Below are 17,449 nucleotides of genomic sequence, written 5' to 3'. Positions count from 1 at the left end.
TCGATCACGTTCACTGGGTGCCGCCAACCGCGCGGCGTGGGGGAAGCGTCGGAGGGTGTGTGAGCCCAACTCTTGGCGGGGTGACGGGGCCCGCCCAGCGGGCGACCCTGCCCACGATCCCGCATCAACGTGACCGTGCCGGTGCACCCGCGCCGGCGGCACCACCGAGCCGGAGGGTCCGCCTCGCGACCGCCGGCGCCGTCGTCGCCGGGGTGGCGGTGCTGCTGCTGGGGTATCTGCGCATGGCGCGCGCGACGCCCACCAACAGCGACGCGGCCGCGAACGCGCTGCAGGCGTGGGACCTGCTGCACGGCGACGTGCTGCTGCGCGGCTGGACGCTCAGCGACGTGTCGTTCTTCCCGACGGAGCTCGTCCAGTACGCGCTGATCGAGGTCTTCTTCGGCCTCGACCGCAGCGTCGTGCACGTCGCGTCGGCGACCACGTACCTGCTGCTCATCGTGTTCGCGTCGGTGGTCGCCAAGGGCGACGCGACCGGGCGGGCGGCCTGGGCGCGGGTCGCGGTGGTCGTGGCGACCCTGCTGGTGCCGCAGCCGCACGGCGGGTGGGCGGTCGTGCTGTACTCCCCGGACCACACCGGGACCGCGGTGCCGCTGCTGCTCGCCTGGCTCATCGCCGACCGCCGCACCGCCACGCCGCTGCGCCGGTGGTGGCCCGTCGGCGTCCTGCTCGTGCTCGCGATCGCCCAGATGGCCGACCCGCTGGCGATGTTCGTCGGCGCGGTGCCGCTGCTGCTGGTCAGCGCCGCCCGGCTGGTGAAGGCCCGCACGTGGCGCGGCACCGACGCGCACCTGCTGCTCGCCGCGGCCGGGTCGACGGCGCTCGCGCACGCGGGTCTCGCGCTGATCTGGTCGGCCGGCGGCTTCTCGGTGCACTCGCCGGTGGCCCGGTTCAGCCCGGTCGAGGAACTCGGCGACCACGTGGTGACGGCGGTCACCGCGACCGCGCACAACTACGGCGCCTACCTGCCCACCCTGCAGGGGCCGGTCGCGCTCGCCGCCGGGATCATCAACCTGGCCCTGCTGCTGCTGGCGGCCGCGGCCGTCGTCGTGACCGTGGCGAGGTTCTTCCGCACGGCCGGCGCGGGCGACCGGGTCGCCGAGGTCTTGACGGCCGCGATCCTGGTCAACCTGGCCGCGTTCATCGCCTCCACGCAGGCCGGTGACCTGGGCAGCGCCCGGCAGATCGTCCCGGTGCTGCCGTTCGGCGCGGCCCTCGCCGGCCGGCTGTGGGGCGACCGGCTCCTCGCCGCCGGCCCGGCCGCGCGGCGGGTCCTGGCGGCCGCGGCCGCGGTGCTCGTCGTGGCGTTCGGCGCGCAGGCCGTGTCGGCGCGGCCGCAGCCGCCCGAGGCGGACGCGGTCGCGCGGTACCTCGTCGCCCATGACCTGCGCTACGGCCTCGGCAGCTACTGGGGCGCCAACGTCATCACCCTCGCCAGCGGCGGGCGGGTCCGCGTCGCGCCGGTCATCGGCCCCGACGTGCGCTCGTTCCGGTGGGAGTCCGACGCCGACTGGTACGACGCCGCCGTCCACGACGCGCGCTTCCTCGTCGTGGACCTCAAGCACCCCCGCTACGGCACCGTCGAGGGCGCGGTCACGCAGTTCGGCCCGCCGGTCGAGCGGCATGACTTCGACCGCTGGGCGCTGCTGGTCTACGACCACAACCTGCTCGTCGGGCTGCCGGCGCAGTGCGGCGGCCTGGCGGCCGCGACCCACACGCACTGCCCGCCGCTGGCGCCGAAGATCCCCGGCGCCGGCCTGCTCGAGTAGCGGCGCCCGCAGCATGACCGGCCGGCCGCCCGGGCCCGGTGCGCACCGCGCGGCGCGACCGGCCGCCGCGCCGGGCTGTCCGGTGGCGGACAGGCCTACGCTGGCGGGCATGACGATCGAGTTCTCCGAGACGGTGCCCGTCGGCGCCCCGGCCGAGGTGGTCGGCCGCATCATGTGCGACGTGGCCGAATGGCCACGATGGACGGCCTCGGTGTCCACAGTGGAGCGCTCAGGGACGGGTCCGCTGCGGGTCGGCGAGACCGTCGTGGTCAAGCAGCCGAAGCTGCCGCCGTCGACGTGGACCGTGACGAAGGTCGGCCCGACCGGCTTCGAGTGGGCGTCGCGCTCGCCGGGCATCCGCAACGTCGCCGGGCACTGGGCCACCGACGCCGGCGACGGCACCTGCACCGCGGCGCTGACCCTGTCGTTCGCCGGCCCGCTGGCCCGCCTGACCCTGCTGTTCTACTCCGGCCTGGTCCGGCGGTACATGGCGATGGAGGGCGAAGGGCTGCGCGCCGAGGCGACCAGGGCCCGCTGACACGCGGCGCGCCGGCACCACGCGGGCCGTCGAAAGTTTCGAGGGTATTTCGTCCCTGCTTCGGGAGGTGTACGGTCCCGATCAGGACAGTGCGCGGCCGAAACTTTCGAAATGCCGCGCGCCGGCGACGGGAGGGTGCGGGCATGGTGACGAAGCGGCCGACCATGGCGGAGATCGCCCGCGAGGCGAACGTGGCCATCTCGACCGTGTCGAAGGTGCTCAACGGGCACACCGACGTCTCCGTCGCCACCCGCAAGCACATCGAGCAGCTCCTCGCCGACCGCGGCTACCAGCGCCCGCACGCCTCGCGCCGGCCGGGCCGCCGCAGCGACCTCGTCGACCTGGTCATCAACGAGCTCGACAGCGTCTGGGGCCTGTCGATCCTCACCGGCGTCGAGGAGGTCGTCGAGGCCGCCGGCCTGGGCCTGGTCGTGTCCTCCGTGCACAACCGGGAGAGCCTCACCCGGCGGTGGCTGGAGTCGCTGCTGGCCCGCGGCTCGCAGGGCGCGATCCTGGTCCTGTCCGAGCTCAGCGAGCACCAGCGGGCCGAGCTGTCGCGGCGCAGCATGCCGTTCGTGGTCGTCGACGGGGTCAGCCAGCCGCCGCCGGACGTGCCGTCGATCGGGGCGACGAACTTCGCCGGCGGCTACGCGGCCACCGAGCACCTCGTCGGGCTCGGGCACCGGCGCATCGCCGCGATCGGCGGCCCCGAGCAGCTGCAGTGCACCCGCGCCCGCATCGCCGGCTACCGCGCGGCGCTGGAGTCCGCAGGGCTGGTCGCCGACCGGCACCTGGTGCGGTACGGAAACTTTCACCACGACGGCGGGCTGCGCGCGATGGCCGGCTTCCTGGCCCTGCCCGACCCGCCGACCGCGGTCTTCGCCGGCAGCGACCAGCAGGCCACCGGCGTCTACGAGGCGCTGCGGCAGGCCGGGCGCAGCGTCCCGCACGACGTGAGCGTGGTGGGCTTCGACGACCTCAACTTCGCCGAGTGGACGGCGCCGCCGCTGACCACCGTCCGCCAGCCGCTGCACGAGATGGGGGTCGCCGCGGCCCGTACCCTGCTGCGCATCATCGCCGGCGAGCGGATCGAGTCGACCCGCATCGAGCTGGCCACCAGGCTCGTGGTCCGGGAGAGCACCGCGGCGCCCGCGCTGCTGCCGCTGTAACCACCGTCATGGGAAACGGGGCTGACGCGACCGGCCGCTGAGCGGGACGATGACCTCATGGGCAAGGTGTACGAACGTATCGACGGCCGGCTGCGCACCTTCATCGAGGCGCAGCACATCTTCTTCACCGCGACCGCGCCGCTGTCCGGCGACGGCACCGTGAACCTGTCCCCGAAGGGCCTCACCGGGTCGTTCGCCATCCTCGACGAGCTCACCGTGGCCTACCTCGACTTCGCCGGCAGCAACGCCGAGACGATCGCCCACCTGCGGGAGAACGGGCGGATCACGCTCATGTGGTGCGCGTTCGACGGGCCGCCCAACATCGTGCGGGTGCACGGCCGCGGCGAGCCGGTGTTCCGCGACGACCCCCGCTGGCCGCAGCTGACGGCGCACTTCCCGGGCATCGACACCACCCAGCACGGGCTGCGCGCGATCATCGTCGTGCACGCCGAGCTGATCCGCGACACGTGCGGCTACGCGGTGCCGTTCATGACCTACGACGCCGACCGGGACCTGCACGCCAAGCGCTTCGCCCGGGAGGACGACGCGTCGCTGGACAGGTACTTCGCCGGCAAGGAGCACGTCGCCACCAGCATCGACGGGCTGCCCGGCCTGCCGCTGCCGCTGCCGCCGACACCCGCCGGGTGACAGGATCCGGTTGCGGACAGAGACTGACCGCAACCCGGGGCAGGATGGTGTTCACCATTGCCGCGGAAGAGGGGTCACCGCCATGCCGGGTAACGTGCCACCGGTCGCCGACGAGCGCTCAGGGCTGCTCGCCTTCCTGGACCAGCAGCGCCACGCCGTGCGCAACGCCGCCTACGGCCTCACCGACGAGCAGGCCAGGCTGGCGCCGACCGCCAGCACCCTGACCGTCGGCGGCCTGGTCAAGCACCTCGCCCAGATGGAGCGCAACTGGGTGTCGATCATGCTGCAGGAGAGCGGCCAGCAGGCGGACTACGAGGACGGCTTCCGCCTCCGCGAGGACGAGACCCTCGCCGAGGTCCTCGCCGACTACGCGAAGGCCGCCGAGGAGACCGCCGCGGCGGTGGCCGGGATCGAGGACATGGGCCGGCCCGTGCCGGTGCCGAAGGGCGTGCCGTGGTTCCCCGACGACGTCGAGCACTGGTCGGTACGCTGGGTGCTGCTGCACCTCATCGAGGAGACCGCCCGCCACGCCGGGCACGCCGACATCGTGCGGGAGGCCGTCGACGGCGCCACCTGCTGGCCGCTCATGGCCGCCGCCGAGGGCTGGCCGGCCACGCCTTGGGTGCAGCCCTGGCAACCCGCCACCGCGGGGGAGCGGCCCGCCTAGCCTGGAGGGCATGGCCGTCCCCGTCCCGGTGACGCTCGCCGCCGTGGCGGCGCTCGCCGCGAGCGGCGCCGCGATGCTCGCCGGCGCTCATACTGGCGCGCCGAGCGGGCCGGCCGCCGGTCCGCGGCTCGCGGCCGGGGTCGCGCCCATGCCGCCGGTGGACCCGTCGTCGCCGTCCGTCCCGGGCCCCGCCCCGGGCGTGCCGTCCACCCAGGGCAGCGCCGCAGGAAGTGCCGCAGGAAGTGCTCCGGGGAGCGCCGCGCCCGTCACGCCGGGAGCCTCCGGGGCGGCTGCGTCGGACGGCGCGCAGGCGTCGCCGTCGATGGCGCCGCCGTCGCCGGGCGCGGTCTGGACCGCCGTGAACTGCGCCGAGGTGCCGCTGCGCGCCGGCGGGCTGGTGCCCACCGACGCCGGCGGCCCGCTCGTCCCGCCCGGCGCCACCACGGTCACCCGGTGCGAGACGCCCCTGGCCACGACCCGCCCCGGCCGGCCCGGGTCCGGCACCACCCCGGCACCGGGGACCGGCGCCGCCGTCCCGAGGGTGCTCACCACCGGCGTCGACCGCTTCACCGCGGTGCTCAACGCGCTGCCGTCGCTGCCGGTGGACCAGGCCTGCCTGCCGATCACCCTGCCGGTCCAGCTCAGCCTGGTGTTCACCTACCCGCGGCAGCCCCCGCTGGCGGTGCTCGTCGACCCGGCCTGCTCGGCGTTGATCGCCGGGGACCGGGCCCGGTCGTACACGATGCTGAACCCGCTGCCGGTGTTCGACTCCCTCTACGCGGCGCAGCCCACCCCGCCCTGAGCCCCGTCAGCCGAGCTTGAGCCAGAGCGCGCCGAGCGGGGGGACGCGCAGCTGCGCGGAGGCCGGCAGGCCGTTCCACGGCACGGCGGTCGCCTCGACGGCGCCCATGTTGCCCACGCCCGAGCCGCCGTAGACGTCGGCGTCGGTGTTGAGGATCTCCGACCAGCGGCCGCTGAACGGCAGGCCGACGCGGTAGCCCTCGTGCGGGTGGGCGGCGAAGTTGACCACGACCGCGACCGCGGAGCCGTCGGCGCCCCAGCGCAGGTAGGAGAAGACGTTGCCGCCGGAGTCCTCGTTGTTGATCCAGCGGAAGCCGTCGGGGGTGACGTCCTGGCTCCACAGCGCCGGGGTGCGGTGGTAGACGGCGTTGAGGTCGCGCACCAGCCGCTGCAGGCCGGCGCGGCCGGGGTCGTGCAGCAGTCCCCAGTTCAGGCCGCGCTCCTCGCTCCACTCCTGCTCGTCGCCGAGCTCGCAGCCCATGAACAGCAGCTGCTTGCCGGGGAACGACCACATGTACGCCAGCAGCGCGCGGGCGTTGGCGAGCTTCTTCCACAGGTCGCCGGGCATCTTGCCGACGAGGGAGCCCTTGCCGTGCACGACCTCGTCGTGGCTGATCGGCAGCATGTAGTTCTCGCTCCACGCGTACACCGTGGCGAACGTCATCTGGTTGTGGTGGTACTGCCGGTACACCGGATCCTTGGCGACGTAGGTCAGGGTGTCGTGCATCCAGCCCATGTTCCACTTGAAGCCGAAGCCCAGACCGCCGGAGTCGGTGGGGCGGGTGACGCCGAGCCACGCCGTGGACTCCTCGGCGATCATCATGATCCCCGGGTGGTGCTTGTAGACGGTCGCGTTCGCCTCCTGCAGGAACGAGATCGCGTCGAGGTTCTCCCGGCCGCCGTACTGGTTCGGCGCCCACTGCCCGTGCTCACGGGAGTAGTCGAGGTACAGCATCGAGGCGACCGCGTCGACCCGCAGGGCGTCGGCGTGGAACTCCTCGCACCAGTACAGGGCGTTGGCGACGAGGAAGTTGCGGACCTCGGACCGGCCGAAGTCGAAGATCAGGGTGCCCCAGTCGGGGTGCTCGCCGCGGCGCCAGTCGCCGTGCTCGTACAGCGGGGTGCCGTCGAAGCGGGCCAGGGCCCACGCGTCCTTCGGGAAGTGCGCCGGCACCCAGTCGAGGATGACCCCGATGTTCGCCTGGTGCAGCCGGTCCACCAGGTACCGGAACTCGTCGGGGCTGCCGAAGCGCGCGGTCGGCGCGTAGTAGCCGGTGACCTGGTAGCCCCAGGAGCCGCCGAACGGGTGCTCCATCACCGGCAGGAACTCCACGTGGGTGAAGCCCAGGTCGCTGACGTACTCGGTCAGCTGGTCGGCGAGCTCCACATAGGACAGCCCGGGCCGCCACGAGCCGAGGTGCACCTCGTACACGCTGACCGGCGACTCGTGGGTGCGGCGCTCGGCGCGCTGGGCGAGCCAGTCGGCGTCCTTCCAGTCGTAGGCGGAGCGGTACACCACCGACGCGGTCGCCGGCGGCACCTCGGTGTGCTGCGCCAGGGGGTCGGCCTTCTCGACCCAGCCGTCGTCGGGGGTCAGCAGCCGGTACTTGTACCGCTGGCCCGGCTGCGCGCCCGGCACGAACAGCTCCCACACGCCGCTGCCGCCCAGCGACCGCATCGGCCAGCCGTCGTGCGGCCCCCAGCCGGTGAAGTCGCCGACGACCCGGACGCCGCGGGCGTTGGGCGCCCACACCGCGAACGCGACCCCGCCGGGGCGGGTCTGCGCGCCGAGGACCGTCCACAGCCGCTCGTGCCGGCCCTCCTGGATCAGGTGCAGGTCGAGCTGGCCGACGGTCGGCAGGTGCCGGTACGGGTCGTCGGTCAGCACCCCGTCGGCGTCGATGCGGTAGTCGGTGACGACCCCGGGCAGCTCCACCTCGAAGATCCCGTCGCCGTGGACCTGACGCATCGGGTGGCGCTCGTCGTCGGCGACGACGGTGACGGTGCCGGCGCCGCGGCGCAGCGCCCGGATGACGGTCGTGCCGCCGTCAGCGTCAGTTCCAGTGCCGCCGACGGGATGGGCGCCGAGGACGCCGTGCGGGTCGTGCGACCGGCCGGCGATGAGGTCGTCGAGGTTCATAAGCTCCGTCACCTGGGTTCCGTCAGCGAGCCCTTGACCAGCCGCTCGATGGACTGCAGGGGGATCCGCAGCCAGGTCGGCCGGTGCCGGGACTCATACGCGGTCTCGTAGACCGCCTTGTCCAGCTCGTACGCGCACAGCAACGCCTGGTCCTCGCGGGGGTCGTAACCGGCGGCCGCAGCATAGCCGTCGCAGAACGCGGCCCGGTTACGGTCGACCCACTGCCGGGCCCGCTCGGCGAGGGCCTCGTCGTCCTCTTCGCCGACCAGCAGCTGGTACGCCGCGTACTCGTAGGAGCGCAGCATCCCGGCCACGTCGCGCAGCACCGAGTCGGGGCGGCGGCGCTGCTCCACCGGTACCCCCGGCTCCCCCTCGAAGTCGATGAGCAGCCACGACTCGGGGGTGCGCAGCACCTGACCCAGGTGCAGGTCGCCGTGGATGCGCTGGACCTTGACCGGCTCGTCGCCGGCGTCGCGGAACATCGCCTGCGCGCCCGGCACGAATTCGGCCAGCTGCGGCACCGCCTGCACCGCGACGTCCAGCCGGGCCAGCATCGCCTCGGCCGGCGCCGGCGCGGTGGACGTGCCGAGCTCCACGGCGAGGGTGCGGTGCACGTGCGCGACCGCCTCGCCGAGCCGCCACGACTCGGCGGCGAAGTCGCCGCCGACCTCCTCCGGGTTCAGGTCGTGCTCGGCGAACAGGTCCCGGGCGCTGGCCGCCGCCATCGCCCAGCCCTCCGCGGAGTTCTGCGCGTACTCGGCGACCATCGCCATGGTGACCGGCGCCCCGTCGGTGTCGGTGCTCTCGATCGCGCCGAGCAGCCGCGCCACGTTGGGGCAGCCGGCCCGGGCGAGGACCCGGTTGAGCTCCAGGTCCGGGTTGATGCCGGGGCTCACCCGGCGGAAGACCTTCAGGATCGCGGCGCTGTCGAACACGACGCTGGTGTTGCTCTGCTCGGCGTCGATGACCCGGGCGGCCGCCTGCACCGGCAGCGCCACCCCCGGCTCCGGCACGAAGCGGATGCCCTCGACGGTCGCGCCGGTGTCGATCAGGCCGAGCAGGCGCTGGGCGGCCTGCTCGTCGTAGAGCGCGTCGGAGCCGGTGTGGTCGCCGTCGGCGCCGATCAGCGCCGCGGCCGCCAGTTCCGAGATGACGTTGAGGTCCCACCCCACGAACACCTGGTAGCGCTCGGTGCCGCCGTCCTCGTAGTGCGCGTCGAGCAGGACATGGTCGACCTGGTCGGGCAGCTGCGTGACGACCGCCGGGCGGACGTCGGTCAGGTGGCGGTTGCGGCCCGCGTACCACCGCTGATGCGGCAGCCAGTCGGTGAACGGCAGGGACGTCATGACGAAGCTCTCTCCTCAGCTCTGCTCAGCCGGCGGGCCGCACAGCTGAAACCAGTAGAAGCCGTGGCCGGGCAGCGTGAGCAGGTAGGGCAGTTGGCCGATGTTCGGGAACTGGACGTGTCCGGTGAGCTCGATCGGGGTCCAACCGGCCCACTGCTGCAGGTTGAGCTCGATCGGCTGCGGAAACCGCGACAGGTTGTTCACGCACAGCACGACGTCGTCCTCGTGCACGCGCACGTACGCCAGCACCGACGGGTTGGACCCGCCGAGCTCCCGGAACGTGCCGACGGCGAACGCCTCGTGCCGGCGGCGGACCGCGAGCATGGTGCGTGTCCAGTTGAGCACCGACGTCGAGTTCTCCTTCTGCGCCTCGACGTTGATCGACTGGTACCCGTACACGTGGTCCTGGATCGCGGGCAGGTACAGCCGTCCCGGGTTCGCCCGGGAGAAGCCGGCGTTGCGGTCCGGGGTCCACTGCATCGGGGTGCGGACCCCGTCGCGGTCACCGAGCCAGATGTTGTCGCCCATGCCGATCTCGTCGCCGTAGTACAGCACCGGCGAGCCCGGCAGCGACAGCAGCAGCGCGGTGAACAGCTCGATCTGGTTGCGGTCGTTCTCCAGCAGCGGCGCCAGCCGCCGCCGGATGCCGACGTTCGCGCGCATCCGCGGGTCCTTGGCGTACTCCGCGTACATGTAGTCGCGTTCCTCGTCGGTGACCATCTCCAGGGTCAGCTCGTCGTGGTTGCGCAGGAAGATGCCCCACTGGCAGTTCGCCGGGATCGGCGGGGTGTGCGCGAGGATCTCCGAGATCGGGAACCGCGACTCCCGGCGCACCGCCATGAAGATGCGCGGCATCAGCGGGAAGTGGAACGCCATGTGGCACTCGTCGCCGTCACCGAAGTACTGCACCACGTCCGCCGGCCACTGGTTGGCCTCGGCGAGCAGCACCCGGCCCGGGAACTCGTCGTCGACGACCTTGCGGCAGCGGCGCAGGAACTCGTGCGTCGCCGGCAGGTTCTCGCAGTTGGTGCCCTCGTCCTCGAACAGGTACGGCACCGCGTCGAGCCGGAACCCGTCGATGCCCAGGCCGAGCCAGAACCGCAGCACGTCCAGCATCTCCCGCTGGACCTCGGGGTTCTCGTAGTTGAGGTCCGGCTGGTGGTGGAAGAACCGGTGCCAGTAGAACTGCCGGCGCACCGGGTCGAACGTCCAGTTCGACTCCTCGGTGTCCACGAAGATGACCCGCGCGTCGGCGTAGCCGGTGTTGTCGTCACTCCACACGTAGTAGTCGCCGTACGGGCCGGTCGGGTCCCGCCGCGACTCCTGGAACCACAGGTGCGAGTCCGACGTGTGGTTCATGACCAGGTCGGTGATGACCCGGATGCCGCGCTTGTGCGCCGCGTCGAGCAGCTCCACGAAGTCATCGACGGTGCCGAAGTCCGGCAGCACCTTGTAGAAGTCGCGGATGTCGTAGCCGCCGTCACGCAGCGGCGAGTCGTAGAACGGTGGCAGCCAGAGACAGTCCACGCCGAGCCACTGCAGGTAGTCGAGCTGGCCGATGAGCCCCTGCAGGTCGCCGGAGCCGTCGGCGTTGGAGTCGGCGAACGCGCGGACCAGGACCTCGTAGAACACCGCACGCTGATACCAGGTCTCGTCCGCCGGCAGGATCCGGGCGTTGCCGAAGTCGCTCGCCGAGGGATGCTCGACCGTGCCGTCCTGAACGTGGGTGCCCTCGACCGGATCCGTCATGCTGCCACCTACCTTGCTTGTTACCGGTGACGGTGCACCGTGAACACGTGCGCCGGCTCGTACAGGGGGTCGAGCCGGACCGCGTTGTGCTGTCCCCAGTCGAAGGTCGCGCCGGTGAGCTCGTCGCGCACCGTGAACCGCTCGTGCCAGTCGAAACCGAGCGCGGGCATGTCCAACGTGGTGTTACCCCACTGGACGTTGTACGAATCAAGCGAAACCACCACGAGCACGGCATTGTCGCCGCCCGGCTCGCGCTTCGAGAAGCACAGCATCTGCTCGTTGTCGATGCCGTGGAAGACGGTGTTGCGCAGCCAGTGCAGGGCAGGGTTGTCCCGCCGCACCTGGTTGAGCCGCTGCAGGTACGGCGCCAGCGACTCCCCGGCGGCCTCGGCGGCGGCCCAGTCCCGCGGGCGCAGCTGGTACTTCTCGTTGTCGAGGTACTCCTCGGAGCCCGGCCGGTGCAGGTGCTCGAACAGCTCGAAGCCCGCGTACATGCCCCACGACGGGCTGAGCAGGCTGGCCAGCACCGCCCGGATCTTGAACATCGGCGGGCCGCCGTGCTGCAGGTGCTCGGGCAGGATGTCCGGCGTGTTCGGCCAGAAGTTGGGCCGCATGTAGTCCGCGGCCGCGATCAGCTCCTGCACGTACTCGCGCAGCTCCCACGCCTGCACCCGCCACGTGAAGTACGTGTAGGACTGCGTGAAGCCGTGCTTGCCCAGCCCGTGCATCATCGCCGGCCGGGTGAACGCCTCGGCCAGGAACAGCACGTCGGGATCGACCGACTTGACCTCGTCGATGATCCAGTGCCAGAACCCGACCGGCTTGGTGTGCGGGTTGTCGACCCGGAAGATCTTCACGCCGTTGCGGACCCAGTGCAGCACGACCCGCAGGATCTCGTCGCGGATGCCGCGCGGGTCGTTGTCGAAGTTCAGCGGGTAGATGTCCTGGTACTTCTTCGGCGGGTTCTCCGCGTAGGCGATCGAACCGTCGGCCCGGGTGGTGAACCACTCCGGGTGCTCGATGACCCACGGGTGGTCCGGCGCGCACTGCAGCGCCAGGTCCATCGCGATCTCCACGCCCGCGTTGTGCGCGGCGGCGATGAACGCCCGGAAGTCCTCCAGGGTGCCCAGCTCCGGGTGGATCGCGTCGTGGCCGCCCTCCTCGGCGCCGATCGCCCACGGCGAGCCCACGTCCTGCGGCCCCGCCACCAGCGTGTTGTTCGGCCCCTTCCGGTTGACCCGGCCGATCGGGTGGATCGGCGGCAGGTACACCACGTCGAAGCCCAGGTCGGCGACCTGCTGCAGCCGCGGCGTCGCCGAGGCGAACGTGCCGTGCCGCACCGGCTTGCCGTGCTCGTCGACGACGGCACCCTCCGACCGCGGGAAGAACTCGTACCACGCCGAGAACAGCGCCCGCTGCCGGTCGCACCAGATCGGCAGCTCCCTGGAGCGGGTCACGTGCTGGCGCACCGGATACCGCCACAGCACGTCGGTCAGCCCGAGCGCGGGGGAGATCCGCGCGAACAGCGGGATCGACGTGTCCGCCAGGGCCTGCGCCGCGCCGGTGACCCGGGGCCGCTCGGCCGCCGGGACGCCGGTCGCCGCCTGGTTGAGCAGCGCCGCGCCCTCCGCCAGGTCGTTGCCGAGGTCCTGCAGGCCCTGCCCGGCACCGATCTTCTTGGTGACCGCGTCGTGCCAGGTCAGGTACGGGTCGGAGAACGCCTCGACCGCGAACGTCCACGCGCCGACCGCGTCGGGCCGCACCGTGCCGTGCCAGCGGTCGGTGCCCGGCGCGCCCGGGGTCATCCGGCTGAACGGGCCCTCCTTGCCGTCCGGGCCGATGAGGACCACGTTGCAGCCCATCATCGCGTGGCCCTCGCGGTAGGCGACCGCGCTCACCGGGACCAGCTCGCCGACGACGGCCTTCGCCGGGAACCGGCCGCCCTCCACCTGCGGCGTCACCTGCTCGATCGGGAACCGGTCCTCGAGCGGGACACCCGGGCCGGCGCCCGCGGCGGCACCCGGCCCGGTGGCCGCCTGCCACGTGCCGGCGGGGGAGTCGGCGACCTCCACCGGATCCTCGCTGGCGAGCGCGGTCTCGGTGTCGGTCCTGGCAATGGCGGGCGCGGCGCCGGCGGGCGCGGTGGCAGGCACTGTGGCTTCGGGCGTCGGGGTACCCATGATCCCCACCGTATCGAATCGGCGCGGCGTTGGCAGCGTTAGCGGCGTCTTGCTAGGGCTCGATGCGTTGACCCTTGCCGATGACCACGATCCCGCCCTCGGAAACCGTGTACCGGGTCCGGTCCTTCTCCAGGTCGACGCCGATCTCCGCGCCCTCGGGCACGATCACGTTCTTGTCGAGGATGGCGTTGCGGACCACGGCGTGCCGCCCGATGTCGACCCCCTCCATGAGCACCGACCCCTCGACGTGCGCCCACGAGTGGACCTTCACGTTCGGCGACACCACCGAGTTCTCCACCAGGGCACCGGAGATGACCGCGCCGGGCGAGATCATCGAGCCGACCGCCCGGCCGACCCGCTCGCCCCAGCCGTGCACGAACTTCGCCGGCGGCCACGGGTTGTTGCCCGTGTAGATCGGCCACTCGAAGTTGTACAGGTTGAACACCGGCTGGACCGCGATGAGGTCCATGTTGGCCTCGTAGAACGAGTCCAGGGTCCCGACGTCGCGCCAGTAGCCCTTGTCCCGCTCGGAGCTGCCCGGCACCACGTTGTTGCTGAAGTCGTAGACCGCCGCCTCGTGCTTGTCGACGAAGTACGGGATGATGTTGCCGCCCATGTCGTGCTTGCTGGTCGGGTCCTGCGCGTCGCGGGTGACCGCCTCGATCAGCGCCGCGGTGGTGAAGATGTAGTTGCCCATCGACGCGAAGATCTCGTCCGGCGCGTCCGGCAGCCCCTTGGCGTCGCGGGGCTTCTCCCGGAACGCGGAGATCTGCCGCCCGTCGTCGGCGACCTCGATCACCCCGAACTGGTCGGCGCTGGACAGCGGCTGGCGGATCCCGGCGACCGTCACCGACGCCCCCGACTCGATGTGCTGGCGCATCATCTGCTCGGGGTCCATCCGGTAGATGTGGTCCGCGCCGAACACGATCACGTAGTCGGGCCGCTCGTCGTTGATGAGGTTCAGGCTCTGGTAGATCGCGTCCGCGGACCCGGCGAACCAGCGCGGCCCGAGCCGCTGCTGCGCCGGCACCGGCGTCACGTAGTTGCCCAGCAGCGTCGACATCCGCCACGTCTTGGTCACGTGCCGGTCCAGCGAGTGCGACTTGTACTGGGTGAGCACGACCATCTTCAGGTAGCCGCCGTTGGCCAGGTTCGACAGCACGAAGTCGATCAGGCGGTAGATCCCGCCGAACGGCACGGCCGGCTTCGCCCGGTCAGCGGTCAAGGGCATCAAGCGCTTGCCCTCGCCGCCGGCGAGGACGATCGCGAGGACTTTTTTGGCGGCCATGGTCGAGACGCTAAACGTGTCCGGCGTGTTGCGCCAGACGAACTGGCGAGAAGCGCGAAGCGGGGGATGTGGGTGACGCAGCCCTCTCGGAGCTGACGGGCGTCAGCCCGGCGGAGCCAGAAACCGATTAGTGTTTGGGTGTGCGTGTAGACCTGCTCACTCGAGAGTATCCCCCCGACGTCTACGGCGGTGCGGGCGTCCATATCGAATACCTGGCGAGGGAGCTGCGCCGGCTGCCGCTGGACGTGCGCGTGCACTGTTTCGGCGCGCCGCGCACCGAGGCGGGGGTGACCGGGTACCAGGACCCGCTCGGTCTTTCGGGAGCGAACGCCGCGCTGCGGACCATGGGCATCGACCTGGAGATGGCCGCCGGCGCCGCCGGCACCGACCTGGTGCACAGCCACACCTGGTACACCAACCTCGCCGGCCACACCGCCAAGCTGCTGCACGGCGTCCCGCACGTCATCACCAGCCACAGCCTCGAGCCGCTGCGCCCCTGGAAGGCCGACCAGCTCGGCGGCGGCTACGCCCTCTCCTCCTGGTGCGAGCGCACCGCGATCGAGGCCGCCGACGCCGTCGTCGCCGTCTCCGCCGGCATGAAGGCCGACGTGCTCAAGGCGTACCCCCGGGTCGACCCCGACCGCGTCCACGTCATCTACAACGGCATCGACACCGAGCAGTACACCCCGGACCCCGCCACCGACGTCCTGGACCGGCTCGGCGTCGACCCGCACCGGCCCAGCGTCGTCTACGTCGGGCGGATCACCCGCCAGAAGGGCCTGCCCTACCTGCTGCGCGCCGCCCGCCGGCTCCCCGCCGACGTGCAGCTGGTCCTGCTCGCCGGCGCCCCCGACACCCCGGAGATCGCCGCGGAGGTCACCGCGCTCGCCGAGGACCTGCGCGCCACCCGCTCCGGCGTCGTCTGGGTCCAGGAGATGCTGCCCAAGCACGAGGTCATCCAGGTCCTCACCCACGCCACCCTGTTCGTCTGCCCGTCGATCTACGAGCCGATGGGCATCGTCAACCTCGAGGCCATGGCCTGCCAGACCGCGGTCGTCGCCACCGCCACCGGCGGCATCCCGGAGGTCGTCGCCGACCGCCAGACCGGCCTGCTGGTGCCGATCGAGCAGGTCACCGACGGCTCCGGCACCCCCCTCGACGAGGCGCGCTTCGTCGCCGACCTCGCCGACGCCATGAACGAGCTGCTCGAGGAGCCGGCCCGCGCCGCGGAGCTCGGCCGCGCCGGGCGCCAGCGCGCCCTGGACCACTTCTCCTGGTCGGCGATCGCCCAGCAGACCCTGGACGTCTACCGGTCCGTCTCGTAGCCGCCGCAGTGGTGCTGGACCGCCGAGGCGAGGCGGTCCAGCCAGCTGTCAGGGTCGTGGACGGGGTGACCCGACCAGTCGACGGTCATCGCGCGCACCGCGGCCGGGTCCAGCGCCGGCAGCAGCCTGCGCAGCCGGGGCGGCAGGGTCACGTCCAGCTCGGCGAGCAGCACGGCGTCGTAGACGTCCTTGCCGCGGGCGTCGCCCTCACGGGCCCGGTCCTCGGCGATCCAGTGCAGCTTCCACAGCAGTGACAGGGCCCGGCTCGCCGTCCACGCGACCGTCGGCGCGCCGCCGGCGCCGCGGGGGATCGCGGTCAGCACCGGCGGCTCCGGCAGCGGCTCGTCGAACGCGAAGTCCAGCTGGACGGTGCCGGTCAGGTCGCCGGCCCGCCACGGCACCAGCACCCGGGCGCCGGCCGGCGCTTCTGCCGCGTCGTCGCCGCCGTCGTCGTCCACGCGACGGATGGCCGCGTAGTCCCAGTCGCGGTCGGGCCGCGCGTTGGCGACGTCGAGCAGCGCGCCGCCCGGCGTGCGCGGGTGCCGCTCCAGCAGCTCGAGGACCTGCACGTGCGGCTGCTCCTGCGGGTCGGTGGGGCCGAACTCCTCGGCGTGCATCCAGCGCAGCCCCTCCGGCGGCAGCAGCGCCCGCACCCCGCCGGTCTCCTCGTCCAGGAACGTCTCCGGCTGCGCCCGGCCGGCGCCCTGCGTCGCCTCCGGCCAGTACTGCACCGGGTCGATCCGCTCGAGGTACGGGTACGGGTCGCGCCGGTCCAGCCCGGCCACGAACGCGGGGCGGACCACCCAGTCCAGGTCACCCGGCGGGCGGGCCCGGCGACCGACCCACGCCGGCATGGTCATGCTGCCCCGCAGCACCAGGCTGTCACCGACAGGGTCGGCGGCGACGACGGCCAGGACGTGGTCGAGCACGTCCCGGTGCGCTCTGCCGCCGTTACCGCCGTGGTGGTCAGCCACGGACGTGGTCGTGGATCAGCTGGGCGATCGCGTCGGCCTGCTCGACGTTGGCGAGGTGCGCGGCGCCCGGCAGCACCACCAGGCGGCTGCCGGCGATCCCCGCGTGGATGCGCTCGCCGTGCTCCGGCGGTGTCGCCGGGTCGTCCGCGCCGGCGATGACCAGGGTCGGCGCCGTGATCCTCGGCAGGTCGTCGCGCAGGTCCATGCCGCCGATCGCCTCGCAGCAGCCCGCGTACCCCTCCGCCGGGCACGCCGCGATCATCGCCCGGTACGGCGCGACCTTCGCCGGCAGCGCCGCCCGGAACCGGGGCGTGAACCACCGCCCGAGGACCGCGTCGGCGATGCTGCCCATGCCGGCGGTGCGGACCTGCTCGGCCCGGGCCGCCCACCCGTCGGCGGGCGGCAGGTGCGCCGCGGTGCAGATCAGCACCAGCTTCTCGATCCGCTCGGGCGCGTTGGCGGCCAGCCACATGCCGACCATCCCACCCAGCGACAGCCCGCAGTACGAGGCCTTCGCGATCCCGAGCCGGTCCAGCAGCGCCAGCACGTCCCGCCCGAGGTCCTCCAGCCGGTACGGGCCCGGCGGCGCCGGCGACGCCCCGTGGCCGCGGTGGTCGAAGCGCACCACCCGCAGGTCGGCGAGGGCGGGCAGCTGGGGGCGCCACATGTCGAGGTTGCTGCCCAGCGAACCGCCGAGCAGCAGGACCGGCGCGCCGGGGGGTCCACTGGTGCGCTGGAACAGCGTCGTTGCCGTCACCGCGTCGTTGTACCACGCCCGGCGCCGCACCCGCCCCCGGGCGGCCTGCCGCCGGCGTGTGAACAATGCCGCTGCGTTCG

General features: G+C 72.5%; 14 protein-coding genes. 7 read left to right on the top strand and 7 right to left on the bottom strand.

From position 1 onward, the window contains the following. Positions 1-59: 59 nt before the first annotated feature. The 6 genes from AB0H83_RS10760 to AB0H83_RS10735 all read left to right on the top strand — a co-directional run bounded on the left by AB0H83_RS10760 (position 60) and on the right by AB0H83_RS10735 (position 5,611). Entirely contained in the window at positions 60-1,787 is a 1,728-nt protein-coding gene (locus tag AB0H83_RS10760; protein ID WP_360090340.1) for a hypothetical protein, read from the top strand. 109 nt (positions 1,788-1,896) lie between these two features. Beyond that, a complete protein-coding gene (locus AB0H83_RS10755) occupies positions 1,897-2,325 on the top strand; it encodes an SRPBCC family protein (RefSeq protein ID WP_360090337.1) in 429 nt (142 codons plus the stop codon). Between the two features lie 143 nt (positions 2,326-2,468). Then, positions 2,469-3,494, top strand: coding sequence for a LacI family DNA-binding transcriptional regulator (locus AB0H83_RS10750; protein WP_360090334.1), 1,026 nt, complete (start codon positions 2,469-2,471; stop codon positions 3,492-3,494). 57 nt (positions 3,495-3,551) lie between these two features. Beyond that, positions 3,552-4,142: a pyridoxamine 5'-phosphate oxidase family protein gene (locus tag AB0H83_RS10745; protein WP_360090331.1), complete on the top strand. Its 591-nt coding sequence runs from the start codon at positions 3,552-3,554 to the stop codon at positions 4,140-4,142. Positions 4,143-4,224: 82 nt separating this feature from the next. Next, positions 4,225-4,809 (top strand): DinB family protein, encoded by a 585-nt coding sequence (locus AB0H83_RS10740; protein ID WP_360090328.1) that lies wholly within the window; start codon positions 4,225-4,227, stop codon positions 4,807-4,809. 10 nt (positions 4,810-4,819) lie between these two features. Beyond that, positions 4,820-5,611 (top strand): hypothetical protein, encoded by a 792-nt coding sequence (locus AB0H83_RS10735; protein WP_360090325.1) that lies wholly within the window; start codon positions 4,820-4,822, stop codon positions 5,609-5,611. 6 nt (positions 5,612-5,617) lie between these two features. On the opposite strand, the gene glgB is transcribed toward AB0H83_RS10735, so the two are convergent. From glgB to glgC, 5 genes are read right to left on the bottom strand one after another with little or no spacing between them, the layout of a single operon-like run. After that, positions 5,618-7,750 carry a 1,4-alpha-glucan branching protein GlgB gene (gene glgB, locus AB0H83_RS10730; RefSeq protein ID WP_360090480.1) on the bottom strand — a complete coding sequence of 711 codons (2,133 nt, stop codon included), beginning with the start codon at positions 7,748-7,750 and terminating at the stop codon, positions 5,618-5,620. 8 nt (positions 7,751-7,758) lie between these two features. Next, entirely contained in the window at positions 7,759-9,096 is a 1,338-nt protein-coding gene (locus AB0H83_RS10725) for a maltokinase (protein ID WP_360090322.1), read from the bottom strand. 15 nt (positions 9,097-9,111) lie between these two features. Continuing rightward, the gene (treS, locus tag AB0H83_RS10720) at positions 9,112-10,845 is read right to left on the bottom strand and encodes a maltose alpha-D-glucosyltransferase (protein ID WP_360090319.1); all 1,734 of its coding nucleotides are present in this window, start codon (positions 10,843-10,845) and stop codon (positions 9,112-9,114) included. Between the two features lie 20 nt (positions 10,846-10,865). After that, positions 10,866-13,025: an alpha-1,4-glucan--maltose-1-phosphate maltosyltransferase gene (locus AB0H83_RS10715; RefSeq protein WP_360090316.1), complete on the bottom strand. Its 2,160-nt coding sequence runs from the start codon at positions 13,023-13,025 to the stop codon at positions 10,866-10,868. Between the two features lie 52 nt (positions 13,026-13,077). Continuing rightward, positions 13,078-14,313 (bottom strand): glucose-1-phosphate adenylyltransferase, encoded by a 1,236-nt coding sequence (glgC, locus tag AB0H83_RS10710; protein WP_360090313.1) that lies wholly within the window; start codon positions 14,311-14,313, stop codon positions 13,078-13,080. A gap of 140 nt (positions 14,314-14,453) precedes the next feature. On the opposite strand from glgC, the gene glgA reads away from it, so the two are divergent. After that, the gene (gene glgA, locus AB0H83_RS10705) at positions 14,454-15,638 is read left to right on the top strand and encodes a glycogen synthase (RefSeq protein WP_360090310.1); all 1,185 of its coding nucleotides are present in this window, start codon (positions 14,454-14,456) and stop codon (positions 15,636-15,638) included. On the opposite strand, the gene AB0H83_RS10700 is transcribed toward glgA, so the two are convergent. Together AB0H83_RS10700 and pcaD are read right to left on the bottom strand one after the other, a co-directional pair. After that, positions 15,620-16,612: a nucleotidyl transferase AbiEii/AbiGii toxin family protein gene (locus tag AB0H83_RS10700; protein ID WP_360090307.1), complete on the bottom strand. Its 993-nt coding sequence runs from the start codon at positions 16,610-16,612 to the stop codon at positions 15,620-15,622. The genes glgA and AB0H83_RS10700 overlap by 19 nt on opposite strands. Beyond that, the gene (pcaD, locus tag AB0H83_RS10695) at positions 16,605-17,369 is read right to left on the bottom strand and encodes a 3-oxoadipate enol-lactonase (RefSeq protein ID WP_360090304.1); all 765 of its coding nucleotides are present in this window, start codon (positions 17,367-17,369) and stop codon (positions 16,605-16,607) included. The genes AB0H83_RS10700 and pcaD overlap by 8 nt, the downstream gene beginning before the upstream one ends. Positions 17,370-17,449 lie beyond the last annotated feature (80 nt).

Origin of the sequence: Dactylosporangium sp. NPDC050688, from assembly GCF_040654515.1 — a bacterium.
Classification (GTDB): Bacteria; Actinomycetota; Actinomycetes; order Mycobacteriales; family Micromonosporaceae; genus Dactylosporangium.
Note: the sequence above shows the minus strand (reverse complement) of the source record. Positions and strands in the feature narration are given on the sequence as shown.

Bases quoted from the DNA above. Each gene is read 5' to 3' on its own strand.
- glgB (WP_360090480.1), bottom strand. From the start codon at position 7,750: ATGAACCTCGACGACCTCATCGCCGGCCGGTCGCACGACCCGCACGGC.
- AB0H83_RS10755 (WP_360090337.1), top strand. From the start codon at position 1,897: ATGACGATCGAGTTCTCCGAGACGGTGCCCGTCGGCGCCCCGGCCGAG.
- AB0H83_RS10740 (WP_360090328.1), top strand. From the start codon at position 4,225: ATGCCGGGTAACGTGCCACCGGTCGCCGACGAGCGCTCAGGGCTGCTC.
- treS (WP_360090319.1), bottom strand. From the start codon at position 10,845: ATGACGGATCCGGTCGAGGGCACCCACGTTCAGGACGGCACGGTCGAG.
- glgC (WP_360090313.1), bottom strand. From the start codon at position 14,313: ATGGCCGCCAAAAAAGTCCTCGCGATCGTCCTCGCCGGCGGCGAGGGC.
- AB0H83_RS10750 (WP_360090334.1), top strand. From the start codon at position 2,469: ATGGTGACGAAGCGGCCGACCATGGCGGAGATCGCCCGCGAGGCGAAC.
- AB0H83_RS10715 (WP_360090316.1), bottom strand. From the start codon at position 13,025: ATGGGTACCCCGACGCCCGAAGCCACAGTGCCTGCCACCGCGCCCGCC.
- AB0H83_RS10735 (WP_360090325.1), top strand. From the start codon at position 4,820: ATGGCCGTCCCCGTCCCGGTGACGCTCGCCGCCGTGGCGGCGCTCGCC.
- AB0H83_RS10745 (WP_360090331.1), top strand. From the start codon at position 3,552: ATGGGCAAGGTGTACGAACGTATCGACGGCCGGCTGCGCACCTTCATC.
- AB0H83_RS10725 (WP_360090322.1), bottom strand. From the start codon at position 9,096: ATGACGTCCCTGCCGTTCACCGACTGGCTGCCGCATCAGCGGTGGTAC.